At 67.6% G+C, this 19,508-nt stretch carries 17 protein-coding genes; all 17 read right to left on the reverse strand.

The features are described 5' to 3' along the window. Positions 1–395: 395 nt before the first annotated feature. On the reverse strand, positions 396–1,544 hold the full coding sequence (locus BN1186_RS01875) for an MFS transporter (protein ID WP_139650756.1): 1,149 nt from the start codon (positions 1,542–1,544) through the stop codon (positions 396–398). A gap of 67 nt (positions 1,545–1,611) precedes the next feature. Continuing rightward, the gene (locus BN1186_RS01880; RefSeq protein WP_040282058.1) at positions 1,612–2,577 is read right to left on the reverse strand and encodes a polyprenyl synthetase family protein; all 966 of its coding nucleotides are present in this window, start codon (positions 2,575–2,577) and stop codon (positions 1,612–1,614) included. Positions 2,578–2,598: 21 nt separating this feature from the next. After that, complete coding sequence (gene nuoN, locus BN1186_RS01885; RefSeq protein ID WP_040282060.1) at positions 2,599–4,179, reverse strand: NADH-quinone oxidoreductase subunit NuoN; 1,581 nt, start codon at positions 4,177–4,179, stop codon at positions 2,599–2,601. After that, positions 4,179–5,690, reverse strand: coding sequence for an NADH-quinone oxidoreductase subunit M (locus BN1186_RS01890; RefSeq protein WP_040282061.1), 1,512 nt, complete (start codon positions 5,688–5,690; stop codon positions 4,179–4,181). Before BN1186_RS01890 ends, nuoN begins: the two co-directional genes overlap by 1 nt. Positions 5,691–5,704: 14 nt before the next feature. Next, entirely contained in the window at positions 5,705–7,561 is a 1,857-nt protein-coding gene (gene nuoL, locus BN1186_RS01895) for an NADH-quinone oxidoreductase subunit L (RefSeq protein ID WP_040282312.1), read from the reverse strand. Positions 7,562–7,619: 58 nt separating this feature from the next. Continuing rightward, the gene (gene nuoK, locus BN1186_RS01900; protein ID WP_040282062.1) at positions 7,620–7,919 is read right to left on the reverse strand and encodes an NADH-quinone oxidoreductase subunit NuoK; all 300 of its coding nucleotides are present in this window, start codon (positions 7,917–7,919) and stop codon (positions 7,620–7,622) included. Next, on the reverse strand, positions 7,916–8,737 hold the full coding sequence (locus BN1186_RS01905) for an NADH-quinone oxidoreductase subunit J (protein WP_040282063.1): 822 nt from the start codon (positions 8,735–8,737) through the stop codon (positions 7,916–7,918). Before BN1186_RS01905 ends, nuoK begins: the two co-directional genes overlap by 4 nt. Beyond that, a complete protein-coding gene (gene nuoI / locus BN1186_RS01910) occupies positions 8,734–9,294 on the reverse strand; it encodes an NADH-quinone oxidoreductase subunit NuoI (RefSeq protein WP_040282065.1) in 561 nt (186 codons plus the stop codon). Before nuoI ends, BN1186_RS01905 begins: the two co-directional genes overlap by 4 nt. Next, a complete protein-coding gene (nuoH, locus tag BN1186_RS01915; protein ID WP_052459662.1) occupies positions 9,294–10,628 on the reverse strand; it encodes an NADH-quinone oxidoreductase subunit NuoH in 1,335 nt (444 codons plus the stop codon). Before nuoH ends, nuoI begins: the two co-directional genes overlap by 1 nt. Further along, positions 10,625–13,033, reverse strand: a complete 2,409-nt coding sequence (locus BN1186_RS01920) for an NADH-quinone oxidoreductase subunit G (RefSeq protein WP_040282067.1) — start codon at positions 13,031–13,033, stop codon at positions 10,625–10,627. Before BN1186_RS01920 ends, nuoH begins: the two co-directional genes overlap by 4 nt. Then, positions 13,030–14,343 carry an NADH-quinone oxidoreductase subunit NuoF gene (gene nuoF / locus BN1186_RS01925; RefSeq protein WP_040282069.1) on the reverse strand — a complete coding sequence of 438 codons (1,314 nt, stop codon included), beginning with the start codon at positions 14,341–14,343 and terminating at the stop codon, positions 13,030–13,032. Before nuoF ends, BN1186_RS01920 begins: the two co-directional genes overlap by 4 nt. Beyond that, complete coding sequence (gene nuoE, locus BN1186_RS01930) at positions 14,340–15,056, reverse strand: NADH-quinone oxidoreductase subunit NuoE (protein ID WP_040282071.1); 717 nt, start codon at positions 15,054–15,056, stop codon at positions 14,340–14,342. Before nuoE ends, nuoF begins: the two co-directional genes overlap by 4 nt. Continuing rightward, on the reverse strand, positions 15,053–16,375 hold the full coding sequence (locus tag BN1186_RS01935) for an NADH-quinone oxidoreductase subunit D (RefSeq protein ID WP_040282316.1): 1,323 nt from the start codon (positions 16,373–16,375) through the stop codon (positions 15,053–15,055). The genes nuoE and BN1186_RS01935 overlap by 4 nt, the downstream gene beginning before the upstream one ends. 26 nt (positions 16,376–16,401) lie before the next feature. Further along, positions 16,402–17,103: an NADH-quinone oxidoreductase subunit C gene (locus BN1186_RS01940; protein ID WP_040282073.1), complete on the reverse strand. Its 702-nt coding sequence runs from the start codon at positions 17,101–17,103 to the stop codon at positions 16,402–16,404. Then, entirely contained in the window at positions 17,100–17,654 is a 555-nt protein-coding gene (locus tag BN1186_RS01945; protein ID WP_040282075.1) for a NuoB/complex I 20 kDa subunit family protein, read from the reverse strand. The genes BN1186_RS01940 and BN1186_RS01945 overlap by 4 nt, the downstream gene beginning before the upstream one ends. 16 nt (positions 17,655–17,670) lie before the next feature. Further along, positions 17,671–18,030 carry an NADH-quinone oxidoreductase subunit A gene (locus BN1186_RS01950; protein ID WP_040282077.1) on the reverse strand — a complete coding sequence of 120 codons (360 nt, stop codon included), beginning with the start codon at positions 18,028–18,030 and terminating at the stop codon, positions 17,671–17,673. 16 nt (positions 18,031–18,046) lie between these two features. Next, positions 18,047–19,336, reverse strand: a complete 1,290-nt coding sequence (locus tag BN1186_RS01955; RefSeq protein WP_052459663.1) for a geranylgeranyl reductase family protein — start codon at positions 19,334–19,336, stop codon at positions 18,047–18,049. Positions 19,337–19,508 lie beyond the last annotated feature (172 nt).

Below are 19,508 nucleotides of genomic sequence, written 5' to 3' on the forward strand. Positions count from 1 at the left end.
TCACAGCGCTGGCAGTAGCCGCCCGCGGCACGGCAGCAGGAAGTAGGATCGGGCATCGTCGAGGTCCTTGAAGATCAGGCGGTGTGGTAACCCCGATTCTTGAGGGCCTCGACCCCCTTCACCCCGCCGACACGCCCGCCATCGGATCCACGCTCACCCCACGCTCAAGTCCGAAGAGCCACTAAACCCCACCACCACCGGTGGATCAAGGCTCAGGGACCGGCTGCGGGTTTCGACACCGCTCGTAGAACTCGCGGGCTCAACCAGCGACGCGGGCAGCGGCTCAACCAGGATCACCATGGCCACAGCGTGACCGCCTTTGGCATGGGCGGCGAATGCCCCCATCAGAGAATGCGGCACTCACCTGTGGCATAGGTGGCGCTCACGCTCAGGGATCAGCGAACGCGTTCCCTGAGCAGGATGGTGACGGCTGCGACGGCGACGACCACAGCGGTGACGGCGAAGGCCTGGCCGAAGCCGAAGCCGCCGGCCAGCGCACCGATGGCCATGGCTCCGGTGCCGGTGCCGACGTCGAAGCCCACGTTCCAGATCACCGAGGTCGAGGGGCGGTTCTCTTCGCCCGCATCGGCGTAGGAGCGCACCAGCGTGACCGTCTGCAGCGCGCCGTAGGCCAAGCCGAGGAGGGCGGCGCCGAGGATGATCCACACCACGGAGCGGTTGGTCAGCGACAGCGCGATGGCCGCCAGGCCCACGCCGGCAACGGCCAGCAGGGACCAGATGAAAGGCCTCGTGCCGTAGCGGTCGCTGAGGCCGCCCACGCCGAACCGGCCGACGGCGGCGACGCCGGTGACGCCCAGCAGCACGGTCATCGCCACCGCGGTGTTGTCCACCAATTGCGGCGCGAAGGTCAGCACGGCGCCGCCGGAGGCGGTGACCAGGAGCAGCGCCAACACGGGCACCCAGATGCGGGGCAGCACCCTCAGCAGCGGCGCGCCGGACGTGGAGGCGGTGGGGTCATCGGCCGTCTGGCGCACGATCTCCCGGCCCAGTTGGGCAACCCACAGCAGCGCCACGACGGGCACGAGCCCCAGGATGAGCGTCCACCGGGTGCCGATGGTCTCGGTCAGCAGCGGCGCTACCGTCATCAGCGCCAACTGCGGGATGGACACGGCCAAGCCGTATAGGCCCACGCCCCTGCCCCGCGCCTCCGGCGGTACCAGCAACGCGACAGCGGTGGAGCAGCACACGGTGATGATGCCGAAGCCCACTCCGCGCAGCGCGTTGGTGCCCAGCACCACCCACAGTTCGGGGCTGATCGCCTGCAGCGCCGCGGGCAGACCGAGGGCAATCAGGCCGAGCGCAAGGGTACGCGTCCAGCCCCATGCCGCGAGCAGCCGGTTGACCTGCAGTTGGGTGAGCACGGTGGTGGCCATCAGTACCGTCGTGGCCAGGCCGGAGCCAAATTCTCCCGCACCGCCCTGGGCGGCCCAGAGGGGTGAGACGGGCATCAGCAGCGCGAACCCGGCGAACGCGATGGACGCGGTCAGCAGGACCAGCGGCATACCTGGCGCGCGCAGCACCACGAGGCATCACTCACCTTCAGCAGAGTGTGGACAAAAGCCTGCCCACTCTACCTCACGGGGACGCGGCTCAGGTGGTGCGGTTGACCAGATCGGCGCTCACCTGAAGGAGCGCGTCCTTCGCCTCGCCGTCGGGCAGCGGCGCGAGGTGGGCCCGGGCGATGTCGGCGTGCCGCTCGACCTCCGCCTTGGCGCGACCCATCACCGGATGCTCCCGCAGCCCCTGGAGCGCGGCTTCGAGGGCCGGATCCGAGGTGAGGTCGCCGTCGATCAGCCGCAGCAGGGCGGCGTCGGCGGGATCGTTCTCCGCGCGGAGCATCAGCACGGGCAGGGTGGGCACGCCCTCGCGCAGATCGGTGCCGGGGGTCTTGCCCGTGGTGGTGGAGGTAATGTCGATCAGGTCATCGGAGAGCTGGAACACCAGCCCGATCTCCTCACCGAAGTTGGCCAGCGCGGTGAGCACCTCATCGGAGGCGCCGGAGACCATGCCGCCGAACCGGGCCGACGCGGCGATCAGCGAGCCTGTCTTGTCGGCGATCACCTGGATGTAGTGCGCCAGCGGGTCCTCGCCCTCTGCCGGGCCCTTGGTCTCGGCGATCTGGCCCTGGACCAGGCGGGAGAAGGTCTCAGCCTGGAGCATGACGTACTCGACCCCGAGTTCCGCGACGGTGGTGGATGCCCGGGCGAACAGGAAGTCGCCCACCAGGATGGCCACGGAGTTGCCCCACAGCCGGTTGGCCGAGGGGGCACCGCGGCGGAGGTCCGCGTCGTCCATGACGTCATCGTGGTAGAGGCTCGCCACGTGCGTGAGCTCCATCACCTGGGCGGCGCGCATCAGGTCTTCATGGTCCGCCTCGTCACCGAAGTGCGCGGAGAGGAACACCAGCAGCGGCCGGAACCGCTTGCCGCCCGCCGCGATGATGTGGCGGGCAGCTTCGGTCACGAACGGTGAGCTGGCAACGGCGCTCTCCACCAGCCGCTCCTCGAACTCGTCGAGGAGGGTGGTGAGGCGTGCGTCGAGCGGGGCGTTGCCCACTGGCTATCTCCTAGCGTGGTGTCAGCGGATGAACTGAGCGGCGCCGGCGATGAGGTCGAGCACGACACCCGGCACGAGGCCGAGGACCAGCGTAGCCACACCGGCGACCGCGAGCACAACCCATGTCGCGATGGACGCGGATTCAACCTCGCCCACGGTCTCCTCATCGGCGTCCTGGAACCACATGGCCACGACGACCTTGAGGTAGAAGAAGGCGGCGATGACGCTCATCACGACCGCGACCAGGACGAGCCAGCCGTAGCCGCCCTGCCACGCGGAGGCGAAGACGGTCAGCTTGCCGATGAAGCCCGCGGTCAGCGGGATGCCGGCGAAGCTGAGCATGAACAGCGTCATGAGCGCCGCTACGACGGGGCTGCGCTGGCCGAGGCCCTTCCAGGCGTCCAGCCCGTTGGCCTCGCCGCCTGCGCGGCGCACCATCATCACGATGGCGAACGCGCCGAGCGTGGCCAGGCCGTAGGTCAGCAGGTAGAACGCGACGGCGGCGACCGAGGCCACCGAGATGCCCTCCCCCGCCTCGACGGCGCCGACGACGCCCACGAGGATGAAGCCGGCGTGGGCGATCGACGAGTAGGCCAGCAGGCGCTTGATGTCGGTCTGGGCGAGCGCCGCGGTGGCGCCCACCAGCATCGTGATCACGGCGACCACCGCGAACAACAGCTGCCAGTCCCAGGCCAGGCCGCCGAGCGCGACGTAGAACACGCGCAGGAGCGCAGCCACGGCTGCGGTCTTGGTGGCCACGGCCATGAAGCCGGTCACCGGGGTAGGCGCGCCCATGTAGGCATCGGGGGTCCACATGTGGAACGGCACGGCGCCGATCTTGAACAGCAGGCCCACCGAGGTCAGCAGCATGCCGCCCAGCAGCAGCCAGTGCGACCCGGCGTTCGCGCTGATGGCCTCGGCGACGCCCGCGAGGCGCAGCGACCCGGAGTAGCCGTAGAGCATCGCGATGCCGTAGAGCATGATGGCCGAGGCCACGGAGCCCAGCAGGAAGTACTTCAGCGCAGCCTCCTGGCTCAGCAGGCGACGGCGACGCGCCATGCCCGTGAGCAGGTACAGCGGCAGCGACAGGATCTCGACGGCCACGAACACCACCAGCAGGTTGTTGGTGGCGGCGAACAGCAGCATGCCGAACAGCGCGAACACCATCAGAGGGTAGACCTCGGTGTGTTCCCGGCGGAGGCGGTCAGCCTCGCGCTCGAGCGGGGAGCCCGGCACGGTGGCGGCAGACGACGCGAACGCCGACACGCCGCCGCCGACGCGGCGCTCGGCGAACAGGGCAACCCCACCCAGACCGACCAGTAGCAGGATCGTCCAGAACACGTAGGCCGGGCCGTCGATCGCCAGCAGCCCCATGGCCGCCAGCGACGGCGCCTCCTGCACCCAGTTGAGGATGGTCACGCCCAGCGCGGCGAGGATGCCGATGGTGGCAAGACCAGCCTGCACGGGGTGGCGCAGGTGGTGCGGCAGGAACCCTTCGAGCAGGATGCCGAGGGCACCCACACCCAGCAGGATGAACAGCGGCGTCAGCAGCATCCACTCCAGAGTCGGAGCCGGGATCGGCGTCTCCAAGAGGTTGATCATCAGTTGCCTTCCTCTGCCTGCGGGGCGGGATCCGTCACGCCGACGGTGCCCATGACGCCCTGAGCTGCCTGATCCGCCACGTTCAGCACCGGCTGCGGGAAGAAGCCGAGGATGAGGAGCAGACCGATCAGCGGGACGGCCACGGCCTTCTCGCGAAGCGTGAGATCAGTGGTCACGTGGGTGGTGACCTGCTCGGTCACCGGGCCGGTCATCGTGGTCTTGTACATGCGCAGCACGTAGACGGCTGCCAGCACCATGGCCAGCACCAAGAACACGACGAGGACCGGGTGGCGCTGCCAGGAGCCGGCCAGCACCAGGAACTCGGACACGAAGCTGCCCATACCGGGCAGGGCCAGCGCCGAGAGGCCCGACATCAGGAGCACGCCAGCGAGCACCGGGGCCACCTTCTGCACGCCTCCGTAGGCGTCGATGTCGGCGGTGCCGCGGCGATGGATCATGAACCCGACGACGAGGAACAGCGCGGCGGTGGACAGGCCGTGGTTGAGCATGTAGAAGATCGAGCCGGTCAGCGACTGGGTGGTCAACGCGAAGATGCCGAAGACCATGATGCCGAAGTGGCTGATCGAGGTGTAGGACACCAGGCGTAGCAGGTCCTTGGCGCCGAACGCCATGAACGCGCCGTAGAGCATCGAGACGATGGCCCAGATCAGGATCACCGGGGTGGCCCACTGCGTGGCCTCCGGGAACGCCTGCAGACAGATCTTGATCATGCCGAAGGTGCCGATCTTGTCCAGGATGCCGACCAGCAGCGTCGAGGTGCCGGGCGTGGCCTGCTCCGCCGTGTCCGGCAGCCAGGTGTGGAGGCCGGCCAGCGGCGCCTTCACCGCGAAGGCGAAGAAGAAGCCGGCGAACAGCCAACGACCCATGGAGGTGCTCATGTCGAGGCCCACCAAGTCGCCGATCAGGAAGCTCGGGTTGCCCTGGGCCGCGGTGGCGGCGTACACACCGGCCACAGCGACCAGCATCACGAGGCCACCGGCCAGCGAGTAGATCAGGAACTTCACGGCAGCCGCGCGGCGACGCGGCCCACCGAATCCTCCGATGAGGAAGTAGGTGGGGATCAGCGTGGCCTCGAAGGCGACGTAGAACAGCAGGATGTCCGAGGCCATGAACACGAACAGCGCCAGGCCCTGCATCAGCAGCGCGAGGGCGAAGAACGTGGAGCCGCCCCAGCGGGAGCCGGGCTCCTCGCCGACGTGCCACTCGGCGAGCAGCACGACCGGGACGATGATCACGGTCATCAGCACCAGGATGGCGCCCATGCCGTCGATGTCGAGGGCGTAGTGCGCACCGATCGACGAGATCCACGGCACGTTCTCGGCGAGCGCCTCACCCTGCGTGTGCAGGACGAACACCAGCACGCCCAGCACGAGGGTGGTCAGCGCGATGCCGTAGCCGACGAGCTTGCCGACGTGGCCCTTCAGGAAGAACAGCACCAGCGCGCCCACGATGGGCAGCAGGGCAAGGATGGTCAAAAGAGGCAATGTCATTTCTCAGATACTCCTTAGCCCAGCTGCCCGATGATGACGACGGCGGCGAGGGCGAGCAGGCCCACCCCGGCGGTGAGGCCGTAGCTGCGCACGTAACCGTTCTGCAGCTTGCGGAACCATTCGCCCACACCGCTGGCCACTGCCGCGGAACCCATCACCGCGCCGTCTGCCACGCCGCGGTCGAAGGCGCCCAGGCCGGTGGCCAGGCCCTTCGCGGGGCGGATGACGACGTGCTCGTTGAACGCATCGCCGTAGAGGTCGTTGCGGCCGGCGAGCACCATCGGGTTCTTCGTGGCGGGCGCCTCGCGGGGGATGTCGCCCTTGTGCAGGAACCAGCCGATCGCCACGCCGACGGCGACCACGGCGAGCGTGATGAGGCCGACGGTGGTGAAGTGGATCAGCGGGGTGTTGTGCGGCTCCTGGCCCGTGGTGGGGGCCAGCCAGTCCTGGATCCAGCCGTTCATCAGCAGGCCCGCACCGACGGAGGCGATGGCGAGCACGATCAGCGGCACCGTCATGACCAGCGGCGACTCGTGCGGCTCGACGCCGTCCTCCCAGCGCTTCACGCCGAAGAACGTCATCATCATCAGGCGCGTCATGTAGTAGGCAGTGATGCCGGCGCCGATCATGGCGAGCACGCCGTAGATCATGTTCTGCTGGAAGGCCGCCTCGATGATGTGGTCCTTCGAGTAGAAGCCGGAGAGGAACGGGAAGCCGATGATGGCCAGGTAGCCCATGGCGAACGTCAGGAACGTGATCTTCATGGGCTTGGCCAGCGCGCCGAAGTGGCGCATGTTCACGTCGTCGTGCATGCCGTGCATCACGGAGCCGGCGCCGAGGAACATGTTGGCCTTGAAGAAGCCGTGCGTGATCAGGTGGAAGATCGCGAACGAGGCACCGATGGGGCCAAGGCCCGCGGCGAGCATCATGTAGCCGATCTGCGACATCGTGGAGCCCGCGAGGACCTTCTTGATGTCATCCTTCGACGTACCGATCCAGGCACCGGCCAGCAGCGTGACCGTACCGACGATGGCCACCGCGGTGGTGGCGATGGGGGCCGCCTCGTAGATCACGTGCGAGCGCACCACGAGGTAGACGCCGGCGGTGACCATGGTGGCCGCGTGGATCAGGGCCGACACCGGGGTGGGGCCCTCCATCGCGTCGAGCAGCCAGCTGTGCAGCGGCACCTGCGCGGACTTACCGCAGGCACCCAGCAGGAGGAAGAAGCCGATCAGCGTGACCCACAGCGGACTGAGGTTCTCGACGCCGGCGTTGACGTCCTCGAACCGCACCGAGCCGAACATGGCCAGCATGGAGAAGATCGCCATCGACAGGCCGAGGTCTCCCACGCGGTTGACGATGAACGCCTTGTTGCCGGCGGCGGCCGCGGCGGGGCGGTGCGCCCAGAAGCTGATCAGCAGGTAGGACGCGAGGCCCACGCCCTCCCAGCCGAGGAACAGCACGAGGTAGTTGTTGGCCAGCACGAGGATGAGCATCGCCGCGATGAACAGGTTCAGGTAGGCGAAGAACCGGCGACGGCGCTCGTCGTGGGCCATGTAGCCGATCGAGTAGACGTGGATCAGCGAACCCACGCCGGTGACGAGCAGCACGAACAGGATCGACAGCTGGTCCACCAGGAAGCCGAGCTCGATCGACCAGTTGCCGGTGGCGATCCACTGGTACAGGTCGACGTTGATGGCGCGGTCATCGGCGGGGGCACCGAGGAGCTGTAGGAACAGGACCACGCCGATCGCGAAGGACGCGATGGGGGCCAGGGTGCCGAGCCAGTGGCCCCAGGTGTTGGTGGCCTTACCGGCGACGAGCAGGAAGGCGGCGGACGCCGACGGAATGGCGACGAGCAGCCACACCATCAGGCCGGTGCTCGACAGGGCGGAGACAGATTCAAGGAGTTGCACGCTCAATGACCCCTTACAGCTTCATCAGGTTGGCGTCGTCGACCGAGGCCGAGCGGCGGGAGCGGTATACGGCGACGATGATCGCCAGACCGATCACGACTTCGGCGGCTGCCACGACCATCACGAAGAAGGCCGCGACGAGTCCGTCGAGGTTGCCGTGGAATCGGGCGAACGCGACGAACGCGAGGTTCGTGGCGTTGAGCATCAGCTCGATGCTCAGGAAGGCGATGATCGCGTTGCGGCGCAGCAGGAAGCCCGCGATGCCGATGGCGAACAGGATCGCCGACAGGATCAGGAAACCCTCGGGGTTCATTCGTCGTCTCCTTCGATCTCATCGGTGGGACCCTCGAGCGCGCCGTAAGCGGCGGTGGTGGGGGCGCGCAGCTCGTCGACATCGACCACCACACCACGCATGGTGAGGGTCTGCGACACCGACTTCTCCGCGACGGAGCCGTCCGGCAGCAGTGCCGGGATGGAGATCGCGTTGTGCCTGGCGAACACACCAGAGTTGGGTAGCGGGCCGGGGTGCTCCCCCTCCTCGGCGTAGGCGCGCTTGCGGGCCTCTGCGGAGTCCACCTGGGAGTCCTTCGCGCGGAGGCGCTCGCCGTGGGCCAGCACCATCGCGCCGACGGCGGCGGTGATGAGCAGGGCGGCGCTCGCCTCGAACAGGAACACGTACTCGCCGAACAGCTTCGCGGCCAGCGACGGGATGTTGCCGCCGTACTCGGCGTTGGCCTCAGCCAGGCCGGCCGGCTGGCCACCCATGGTGAACTGGCCGACGGCGGCGATCATCAGGATGCCGACGCCCAGCGCGACCAGCGACGCAGCGATGCGGTGGCCCTTGAGGGTCTCCACCACCGAGTCGATCGAGTCGACACCGATCAGCATGACGACGAAGAGGAACATCATCAGGATGGCGCCGGTGTAGACGACGATCTGGATGACGAACAGGAACGGTGCGTCCTGGGCGGCGTACAGCACGGCCAGGGAGACCATGACGCCGGCCATCGCGACAGCCGAGTGGATGGGCTTGCGCGAGAGGAGGAAGATCAGGGCGCACACCACAGCGAAGGGGGCGCACACCCAGAAGGCGACCTCACTGGCGGTCACCAGCGGGATCAGGGGGATCATTTGGCCGCTCCTGTGGTCGTAGAGCCGGTGCGGGTGTCGGGCGTGCCGGTGGACGGCAGGCCCAGGAAGTAGTCCTTCTCGTCGTCGCCGAGACGACGCGGGTGCGGGGGCTGCTCCATGCCGCTGAGCAGCGGCGCGAGGAGGTCTTCCTTCTCGTAGATGAGCTTCAGGCGCGTGTCATCCGAGATCTTGAACTCGTTGGTCATCGTCAGCGCTCGGGTGGGGCAGGCCTCGATGCAGAGGCCGCAGAAGATGCACCGCAGGTAGTTGATCTGGTAGACGTGCCCGTACCGCTCACCCGGCGAGTAACGGGCGTCGTCAGTGTTGTCGGCGCCCTCCACATAGATGGCGTCTGCCGGGCAGGCCCATGCGCACAGCTCACAGCCGACGCACTTCTCCAGGCCGTCCGGCCAGCGGTTGAGCTGGTGCCGGCCATGGAAGCGCGGCATGGTGACCTTCTCCGCGCCCTTCTTGTGCGGGTAGGACTGCGTGAACGTCTTGCGGAAGATCGTGTTGAACGTGATGCCGAAACCGGCCCACTGATCGAAGATGCCCATCAGGCTTGATTCCCTTCTGCGGTGACCTCAGCAACAGGCTCGGTCTCGTCCTGCCCGGGGCCGCGGACGACCCCGGCCAGCTCGGGCAGCATCTGGCCCGGCATCGGCGGCACGGGGTAGCCGCCGGCGAAGGGGTCGTAGACCTCTTCGACGACGGGGCGCTCCGCCGGAGTCTCGGTGACCGGGTTCTTCCCACCGAACAGCCACCACAGCACGATCAACAGCGCGAGGCCGAGGCCAAGGGTGGCGTTGCGGAACTGGGTGTTGGCCACGAGGGCCACCACGATGATCCAGATCAGGGAGATCTCGATCAGCGCCTTCCAACCGAGGTTCATGAACTGGTCGTAGCGCAGGCGCGGCAGCGTGCCACGCAGCCACACGAACACCGAGATCAGCAACTGGACCTTGATCATGAAGAAGATCGGGCCGAACCACGGGTTGTTGAACAACTCGATGTTGTTCAGCGGCCAGAACGGCAGGTAGCCGCCCAGGAACAGCGTGGTGCACACCGCGGAGACGGTGGCCATGTTGATGTACTCCGCGAGGAAGTACAGCGCGTAGCGGAAGCCGGAGTACTCGGTGAGGTAGCCGGAGACAAGCTCGGACTCACACTCGGGCAGGTCGAACGGCGCGCGGTTGGTCTCGCCCACCATGGAGATGGCGTAGATGATGAACGACGGGATCAGCAGCAGGAAGTACCAGCTCTGCAGACCCAGCGGGATCTCGGTGTTGGTGAACGGGACCACCAGCTGCAGCGTCTGGCGCTGCGACTCGACGATCTCCGAGGTGGACATCGAGCCGGCCATCAGGAACACCGCCACCATCGACAGGCCCATGGAGATCTCGTAGGAGATCATCTGCGCCGTGGAGCGGATGGAGCCGAGGAAGGAGTAGGTGGAGTTGCCGGCCCAACCGGCCAGCACGATGCCGTAGATGCCGATCGAGGCGGAGGCCAGGATGAACACCGCCGCCACCGGGAGGTCGGTCAGCTGCAGGCGGGTCTCCACACCGAACATGGTGACCTGGCCGCCGAACGGGATGACCGTCCAGCAGGTGAAGGCCGCCACCGCTGTGAGGACCGGCGCCAGGTTGAAGATCCATTTGTCGGCGTTCTTCGGGCGGAAGTCCTCCTTGACCAGCAGCTTGGCGCCGTCGGCGAGGGCCTGGCCGAGGCCGAAGGGGCCGTTCATGATCGGGCCGAGGCGGTGCTGCATCTTGCCGACGAGGCGCCGCTCGTACCAGACGTTGAAGATGGTCCAGACCAGCAGGATGACGAAGAGCGCCACCACCTTGATCAGAATCAACCACCAGGGGTCATTCATGAAGATGTTCATGCCGAAGCTCCTTCAACGACCGTGACTGCCGTGACGTGGACTGGCGTGCCTGGGGTGGCGGCGAGCCGCTCCCCCGAGCCGGGGTTCATGGGCACCCAGACGACACCGTCGACCATATCGGCGACGATCTCGATGGGGAGCACGAGGGCGGTGCCGTTGGCCTCGACCGTGACCACCTCGGAGAGCCCGAACTGCTCAGCCGTGGCGGCCGAGACCCGGGCGACGGTGGGCCGTGCGGTGGCGCGCAGCGCCAACTCGTAGTCGTTGCCCTGCGAGGCGTCGAGCAGTTCGCGCCAGCCGGCGACGACGAGCTCGCCCCGGGCGGGGGCAGCCTCGACGGTGGGTGCCGCGGGCCGTGCACCGTCCCAGGCGCCGAGCTCGGTGAAATCGGCGTAGGCGGCCTTGGGGGCGCGGAAGCCGAGATCGGAGCCGAGTGCATCGGAGAGTGCAGCGAGGATACGGATGTCCGTCATGGGCGAGACGGGGCGCTTGACGATGGTCTTGACCCGGCCGGCCCGGTGTTCCCAGTTGAGGAAGTGACCGGACTGCTCTTCGAGGAGATCCGCGGGGAAGACGACGTCTGCGCGCTCGGTGACCGCGCTGATGCGCTGTTCGATGCTCACCACGAACTGGGCGGCCTCGAGGCCGGCCAGTGCGGCCTCGGGATCGGCCAGGTCGTAGGGATCGACGCCGGCCACGACCACTGCCTTGAGCGAGCCGTCTGCCAGCGCGGCGAACTGCTCGTCGGCGGAGAGGCCGGCCTCGGCGGGCAGCGAGCCGACGCCCCAGTGGGACGCGACGTCGACGCGGGCCGCCGCATCGGAGACCGGACGGCCGCCGGGAAGGAGGCCCGGGAGGCAGCCCGCCTCGATGGCGCCGATGTCGCCTGCGCGGCGCGGGATCCAGGCGAGGCGGGCGCCGGTGGCGTCGGCCCTGGACGCGACGGCGCTGAGCACGCCCGGGAGGGCGGCGGCGCGTTCGCCGACGAGGATCACGGTGCCGGAGTCGAGCTCATCGAGCTGCTCGAGCGCGGCAGCCTCTGCCCCCGGTGCGGCGGGCACCAGCGTGGCATCCAGCTTGTCCGAGCCGCGGGTACTGAACGGGGCGATCGTGGTGACCTTGAGATTCTTCTTACGCACCGCCTTGCGGAGGCGGAGGAAGACGATGGGCGACTCGTCCTCGGGCTCGAAGCTGACCAGCACCACGTGCTTGGCCGACTCGAGGTCCTCGTAGGTGACCGTCTCGCCCAACTCCCGGCCGGCCACGCGGGCGGCGAGGAACTCGGCCTCTTCCGCCGAGGCGGGACGCGAGCGGAAGTCCACGCTGTTGGTGCCGAGCACCGCGCGGGCGAACTTGCCGTAGGCGTAGGAGGCTTCCACCGTCAGGCGTCCGCCGGTCTGGACGCCGACGGCGGTGCCGGCGGCGCGCAGCCCCTGGACGGCGATGTCGATCGCCTCGGGCCAGGAGGCGGGCTCGAGCACACCGTCGCGCCGCACGAGCGGGCGGGTGACGCGGTCGTCGCCGCGGCCGTACATGAAGCCGAAGCGGCCCTTGTCGCAGCTCCACTCTTCGTTGACCTCGGGCTTGTCGCCGGCGAGGCGGCGCTTGACCTGGTGATGGCGCTGGTCCGTGCGGAGTTCGCAGCCAGCGGCGCAGTGCTCGCAGGTCGTGGTCGCGGAGACCAGGTCGAACGGGCGGGCCTGGAAGCGGTAGGCGGCCGAGGTGAGGGCGCCGACGGGGCAGATCTGCACCACGTTGCCGGAGAAGTACGAATCGTACGGGTCCTGCTCGTAGATACCGATCTGCTGCAGCGCGCCGCGCTCCACCAAGGCGATGAACGGGTCACCGGAGATCTGCTCCGAGAAGCGGGTGCAGCGCGCGCACAGCACGCAGCGTTCGCGGTCGAGGAGGATCTGCGCGGAGATGCTCACCGGCTTGGGGAAGGTGCGCTTCAGCTCAGTAAAACGGCTCTCCCCCGGGCCGTTACTCAGGGCCTGGTTCTGCAGGGGGCATTCGCCGCCCTTGTCGCAGATGGGGCAGTCGAGCGGGTGGTTGATCAGCAGCAACTCCAGCATGCCGCGCTGCGCCTTCTCGGCGACCGGCGAGGTGAGCTGGGTGTTGACCACCATGCCCTCGGCCACCGGCATGGTGCAGGAGGCCTGCGGCTTGGGGAAGCCGCGTCCGTTGCCGGCATCCGGGATGTCAACCATGCACTGGCGGCAGGCGCCGACCGGGTCGAGCAGCGGGTGGTCGCAGAAGCGCGGGATGGCCGTGCCGACCATCTCGGCGGCGCGGATGATCAGCGTGCCCTTCGGGACGCTCACCTCCGTGCCGTCGATGGTCAGCGTCACCAACTCGGGCTTGGGGGCCACCTCAGCCGAGGTCGTCGTGGCGTCGACGGTCATCGGACGTCTCCTTCCGGGGCGAACAACGCGCTCTTCTCATAGGGGAACAGCTCCCACGCGGGCGTGTGGTAGCCCTGCTCGAACTCAGAGCGGAAGTGCTTGACAGCGCTGGTCACGGCCGCGACCGCGCCGTCGGCCAGCGCACAGAACGAGCGGCCGCCGATGTTGTCGCAGATGTCGAGCAGCTTGTCGACGTCGCCCTCGGCGGCGGTGCCGGCCTCGAACTTCATCAGAAGCTGCACCAGCCACCAGGTGCCCTCGCGGCACGGGGTGCACTTGCCGCAGCTCTCGTGCTTGTAGAACTCGACGAAGCGCAGCGTGGTGCGCACCACGGAGGTGGTGTCGTCGAAGATTTGCAGCGCCTTGGTGCCCAGCATGGAGCCGGCCGCGGCCATGCCCTCGTAGTCCATGGGGGTGTCGAGGTGCTCAGCCGTCAGGATGGGGGTCGACGAGCCGCCGGGGGTGAAGAACTTCAGTTCGTGCCCGTCGCGCATGCCGCCGCCCAACTCGATGAGTTCGCGCAGCGTCACGCCCATGGGGGCCTCGAACTGGCCGGGGGTCTTGATGTGGCCCGACAACGAGTAGATCGTGAAGCCCTTGGACTTCTCGGTGCCCATCGACTGGAACCAGTCGACGCCGTGGTTGACGATCGCGGGGACAGAGGAGATGGACTCGACGTTGTTGACCACCGTCGGCGACGCGTACAGACCGGCGACGGCGGGGAACGGCGGGCGCAGACGCGGCTGGCCGCGGCGCCCCTCGAGCGAATCCAGCAGCGCCGTCTCCTCGCCGCAGATGTAGGCGCCGGCGCCGGCGTGCACGATGATGTCGAGGTCGTAGCCGGTGCCCTGGATGTTCTTGCCCAGGTAGCCGGCCGCGTAGGCCTCACGGACCGCCTGCTGCAGGCGGCGGATGACGTGCAGCACCTCGCCACGGCAGTAGATGAACGCCGTGTGGCAGTTGATGGCGTAGGACGAGATGATGATGCCCTCCACCAGCGTGTGCGGGGTGGCCATCATCAGCGGGATGTCCTTGCAGGTGCCCGGCTCCGACTCGTCGGCGTTGACCACGAGGTACTTCGGGTTGGGGTTGTCCTGCGGCACGAAGGACCACTTCATGCCCGTGGGGAAGCCCGCGCCGCCACGGCCGCGGAGGTTGGCGTCCTTGACCAGCGTGATCAGATCGGCAGGCTGCATGCCCAGGGCCTTGCGCATCGCGCGGTAGCCGCCGGTGGCCTCGTAGCGCGCCAGCTTCCAGGAGTTGGGCTCGCCCCACTGCTCACTCAGGACGGGGGTCAGCAGATCGGTCACTGTGCAGCCTCCTGCTCCGGGGCCTTCCAATTGTTCTGGCGGGCGATCTCGACGCCGGCCAGCGACGCGGGCCCGGCGGACGGTCCCTCATCTGCACGGCCGTCGGGGAAGCCGGCGAGCACGCGCTCTGCCTCGCGCCACGTCGTGATGACGGCGCCACGGGAGGAGATGACCTCCTGATCACCCAGCAGGCGGTCGAGCAGGTCGTCGGCCTTGGCGGGCGTCATGTTGTCGAAGAACTCCCAGTTGACCATCATCACCGGGGCGTAGTCGCACGCCGCGTTGCACTCGAGGCGCTCCAGCGAGATCTGGCCGTCGGGGGTGGTCTGGCCCTCGTCGATGCCGAGCTTCTTCTTGGCCCGATCGAGGAGGATGTCGCCACCCATCACGGCGCACAGCGCGGTGGTGCACACACCCACGTGCTGCTTGCCGGCGGGGCGGCGCTTGTACATGGTGTAGAAGGTGGCCACGCCGGAGACCTGGGCGGTGGTGATGCCCAGCACGTCGGCGCACACCTCGATGCCGCGGGGGCTGATGCGCCCGTCCACGGACTGCACCAGGTGCAGCATCGGCAGCAGCGCGGAGCGCGGCTGCGGGTAGCGGCCAGCGAGCTCGCGCAGTTCCGCGATCGTGGTCTCGTCGATGTTGCTCGACTGGTCGGTGTAATCCACCGAGCCGGAATCCGGGAAGTGGCTCTCAAAATGGCCGCTCATCGGTCCACACCTCCAAGGACGGGGTCGATGCTGGCGAGCGAGACGACGACGTCGGACATCATGCCGCCCTCGCACATCATCGGGACCGCCTGCAGGTGGTTGAAGCCCGGGTCGCGGAAATGCACCCGGTAGGGGCGGGTCCCGCCGTCGGAGACGACGTGGCACGCCAGTTCGCCCTTGGGGGATTCGATGGCCTGGTAGACCTGGCCGACCGGAACCCGGAAACCCTCGGTGACGATCTTGAAGTGGTGGATCAGGGCCTCCATGGATTCACCCATGATGTGCTTGATGTGCTCGTTGCTGTTGCCCTGGCCGTCGGCGCCCAGCGACAGCTGCGCGGGCCAGGCGATCTTCTGATCGGCGACCATGACGGGCTGGCCCTGCGTGCGCTCCAGTCGCTCGATGCACTGCTCGACGATCTTGAGGGACTCCCAGCACTCCTGCAGACGGATGCGGAAGCGGCCGTAGCAGTCGTTGGAATCCCAGGTGACCACGTCGAAGTCGTAGGTCTCGTAGCCACAGTAGGGCTGCGTCTTGCGCAGGTCCCACGGGTAGCCGGTGGCGCGCAGCGGCGGGCCGGACATGCCCATCATGGTGGCGGCAGTGAGGTCCATCACGCCGACGCCGGACTGACGGCCGATGAAGATGGGGTTCTCGTTGCAGAACGTGGCGTACTCGGGCAGGTGCTTCTTCAGCCAGTCGACGATGGTACGCAGGTGGCTGATGCCGTCCTCAGGCAGGTCGTTGGCGACGCCGCCGGGACGGATGAACGCGTGGTTCATGCGCAGGCCGGAGATGGCCTCGAAGAAGTCGAGGATCATCTCGCGCTCGCGGAAGGCGATCGTCATGACCGTCAGCGCGCCGAGCTCCATGCCGCCGGTGCCCATGGCGACCAGGTGTGAGGCGATGCGGTTGAGCTCCATCATCAGGACGCGGATGATGGTCGCGCGCTCTGGGATGTCGTCGGTGATGCCGAGCAGCTTCTCCACGGCCAGGCAGTACACGGCCTCGTTGAACAGCGGGGCGACGTAGTCCATGCGCGTGACGTAGGTCACGCCCTGGGTCCACGTCTTGTACTCCATGTTCTTCTCGATGCCGGTGTGCAGGAAGCCGATGCCGGGGCGGATGGACTTGACGGTCTCGCCGTCCATCTCAAGGATCAGGCGAAGCACGCCGTGCGTCGACGGGTGCTGGGGACCCATGTTGACGACGATGGTCTCGTCGCCACGCTCGGCCTGCTCTGCGGCGATGTCGCCCCAGTCGCCGCCCTGCGCGAGGTAGAAGCGGTCCGCCTTCTCGTCGGTGCTGCCGGCGAAGATGTCTTCGGTGGTTGCATGCGTGTGGGTCACGAGTAGGTCCTCCGGTTGTCGGGAGCGGGCACCTTCGCGCCCTTGTACTCGACGTCGACGCCACCCAGCGGGTAGTCCTTGCGCTGCGGGTGGCCCTTCCAGTCATCCGGCATGAGGATGCGGGTCAGCGACGGGTGGCCGTCGAAGATGATGCCGAACATGTCCCAGGTCTCGCGCTCGTGGTAATCAGCCATGGGGTAGGTGGCCACGATCGACGGGATGTGCGGATCCTCCTCGGGGCAGGTGACCTCGAGGCGGACGCGGCGGTTGTGGGTGTAGCTGAGCAGGTGGTAGACGCTGTGCAGTTCCGCGCCCTTCTCCTGCGGGTAGTGCACACCGGAGACCGACACGCAGATCTCGAACCGCAGGTGCGGGTCGTCGCGGAAGGTCTTGGCGACGGCGGCGAGGTGCTCGCGGGGCACATAGATGGTCAGCTCGCCGCGGTCGAACAGCACGCGGGCGCCACCCAGTTCCTCGGGCAACACCTCCAGCGCACGGCTGTGGATGGCGTCGGCCGGCTCGTCGAACGGGGGCTCGGAGCGGCCCGGCATCGTCAGCTCGCGGGCGAGGCCGCCGTAGCCGGAGGTGTCCCCGGAGCCGCGCGACCACATGCCGGCCTTGCTGGCGAACACCGGCTGCTGCGCCGGCATGCCAGACGTCGACGGCAGGTTCTCCTCGGGCGTCAGTTCGTCGCTCATCGCATGAGCCCCTTCATCTCGACCTTCGCGGGTGCGGCGAGGGCGGCCTGCTCCAGGTCCTCGATCCGCTGCTCCATGTTGGCGCCGATCGGGTGGCTCTGGACCTTCTGGCGGAGCTTGAACATGGCCTCGATCAGCATGTCGGGGCGCGGCGGGCAGCCGGGCACGTACATGTCGACGGGCAGGAAGTGGTCACAGCCCTGCACGATCGAGTAGTTGTTGAACATGCCGCCCGACGATGCGCAGGCGCCCATCGAGATGACCCACTTGGGGTTGGGCATCTGGTCGTAGACCTGGCGGATGACCGGGGCCATCTTCTGCGACACGCGGCCCGAGACGATCATGAGGTCCGCCTGGCGCGGGGAGGCGCGGAAGACCTCCTGACCCCATCGGCCGGAGTCGTAGCGCGGCGTGCCGAAGGCCATCATTTCGATGGCGCAGCAGGCCAGGCCCATCGTCGCAGGCCAGAACGAGGCCTTGCGGAGCCAGCCGAAAACGCCCTCGAAGGTGGTCAGCAGGATGCCGCTAGGAATCTTGTCTTCGATACCCATGAAATAAGATCTCCGATCATTCCCAGTCGAGGCCGTTGCGGCGCAGGACGTAGATGTAAGGGATGAAGAACAGCACGATGAACACGATCATGGCGATGATGGCGAACATGCTGAGCTGGTTGTAGGCCACGGCCCACGGGAGCAGGAACACGACCTCGATGTCGAAGACGATGAACATCATCGCCGTGATGTAGTACTTGACCGGGAACCGGCCGCCGCCGATCGGCTGGGGTGTGGGCTGGATGCCGCACTCGTAGCTGTCGTACTTCGCACGGTTGTAGCGAGCCGGGCCGGTGACCAGGCTCAGCCCCATGGAGACCACGACGAACACGGTGGCGAGCAGCACCATGCCGACGATGGGGATATAGGGGTTCATCCTTCTTTCCTTCCGATCAGGCCGCCGGAGCGACCTTGCACAAGGTGTTAATGATCCGGTCCATCGCGTCCCCATCCCTGGAGTCGGTCAGGTTGGCCAGCAGCTTCATGACGAAGCGCATCAGCATGGGGCGGGGCAGGCCGTAGCGGGTGCAGATGTACATGATCCGCGGGTCGCCGATGAGCTTGGTGAAGATCATTCCGAGCCGATAGTAGCCACCGAGGCTGTCCTTCAGCGCGGCGGGGTAGGCCTGCATGGCCTTTTCGGCCGACGCGGTGCCGACGCCGCGGCTCTTTGCCTCGGCCAGCGCGTTGGCGGCCATCTCCCCCGCCTCCATGGCGTAAGCGATGCCCTCGCCGTTGAAGGGGCTGACCATGCCGCCGGCGTCGCCGACGAGCACCAGGCCCCGGCCGTAGTGGGGCTGGCGGTTGAAGGCCATGGGCAGCGCGGCGCTCTGCACCTTGCCCACCATGTTCTCTTCGCGGTAGCCCCACTCCTCCGGCGTGGCGGCGAGCCAGCGCTTCAGGAGGTCGCGGTAGTTGGTCTGGCCGAAACCCTTCGACGTGCTGAGCACACCCAGGCCGACGTTGCAGGTGCCGTCGCCCATCGGGAAGATCCAGCCGTACCCGGGCAGCAGGGTGGACTTGCCGGGCTCGCCGTCCCACAACTGGAGGTGGGACTCGAGAAACGGATCGTTGGTCTGCGGGCTCTTGTAATAGGTGCGCACCGCCACGCCCATGGGCCGGCTGTCGATCTTGTTGAGGCCCATCGACACCGACAGTCGCGACGAGTTGCCGTCCGCGGCCACCACGTAGGGGGCCTTGAAGACGCGGCCGTCCTTGGTCTCGACGCCGGTGATGCGGCCGGTACGTTCGTCCAGGACGGCACCGGTGACGTTGGCGCCCTGCACCAGCTCCGCACCTGCCGAGACGGCGTGCTGGGCGAGCATGTCGTCGAAATCCGCGCGGGGGCGCTGCACGCCGTAGGGCGGGAAGTCCGTCAGGTCTGGCCACAGCAGTTCGAAGGGCTCGACGTGGCCGCCGTAGACGCGCAGGCCCCTGTTGTGGATCCAGCCGGCCTCTTCGGAGGTGTCGATGCCGATCTTTGTCAGGGCCCGGGTGGCGCGGGGGGTGAGGCCGTCGCCGCAGACCTTCTCACGCGGGAAGTGCGACTTCTCGAGCAACGTGACGGACAGGCCGTGCCGTGCGAGGTAGGTGGCTGTCGCCGATCCGCCCGGTCCTGCGCCGACGACGATGACATCGGATTCCTGGGTGGGGCGGGCCGTGCCAGAGCTGGCGAACGACATACACACTCCTGTCGGCTGCGACGGTTAATACCGGCTCAGTCTAGGGGTGGCCGGACGTTTCGGCCAACCAGACCAGACCGGCCTATTAGGTCATGCCTGCGTTGCCAAATTAAGCGCCGACAAGGCGCTTCGTCAGGGCGGCAAATGGAGCCTTTCGGGGCGCTGAGTGGCC

It is taken from the genome of Tessaracoccus massiliensis, from assembly GCF_000826065.2.
Taxonomy (GTDB): domain Bacteria; phylum Actinomycetota; class Actinomycetes; order Propionibacteriales; family Propionibacteriaceae; genus Arachnia; species Arachnia massiliensis_A.

Coding starts and splice junctions, on each gene's coding strand:
- nuoN (WP_040282060.1), bottom strand. CDS start 4,179: ATGATCAACCTCTTGGAGACGCCGATCCCGGCTCCGACTCTGGAGTGG.
- BN1186_RS01890 (WP_040282061.1), bottom strand. CDS start 5,690: ATGACATTGCCTCTTTTGACCATCCTTGCCCTGCTGCCCATCGTGGGC.
- nuoL (WP_040282312.1), bottom strand. CDS start 7,561: ATGGTGTGGCTGCTCGTCGCCATTCCGTCGGCGTCCGCCGCCTTCCTG.
- nuoK (WP_040282062.1), bottom strand. CDS start 7,919: ATGAACCCCGAGGGTTTCCTGATCCTGTCGGCGATCCTGTTCGCCATC.
- BN1186_RS01905 (WP_040282063.1), bottom strand. CDS start 8,737: ATGATCCCCCTGATCCCGCTGGTGACCGCCAGTGAGGTCGCCTTCTGG.
- nuoI (WP_040282065.1), bottom strand. CDS start 9,294: ATGGGCATCTTCGATCAGTGGGCCGGTTTCGGCATCACGTTCAACACG.
- nuoH (WP_052459662.1), bottom strand. CDS start 10,628: ATGAACATCTTCATGAATGACCCCTGGTGGTTGATTCTGATCAAGGTG.
- BN1186_RS01920 (WP_040282067.1), bottom strand. CDS start 13,033: ATGACCGTCGACGCCACGACGACCTCGGCTGAGGTGGCCCCCAAGCCC.
- nuoE (WP_040282071.1), bottom strand. CDS start 15,056: ATGAGCGGCCATTTTGAGAGCCACTTCCCGGATTCCGGCTCGGTGGAT.
- BN1186_RS01940 (WP_040282073.1), bottom strand. CDS start 17,103: ATGAGCGACGAACTGACGCCCGAGGAGAACCTGCCGTCGACGTCTGGC.
- BN1186_RS01945 (WP_040282075.1), bottom strand. CDS start 17,654: ATGGGTATCGAAGACAAGATTCCTAGCGGCATCCTGCTGACCACCTTC.
- BN1186_RS01950 (WP_040282077.1), bottom strand. CDS start 18,030: ATGAACCCCTATATCCCCATCGTCGGCATGGTGCTGCTCGCCACCGTG.
- BN1186_RS01955 (WP_052459663.1), bottom strand. CDS start 19,336: ATGTCGTTCGCCAGCTCTGGCACGGCCCGCCCCACCCAGGAATCCGAT.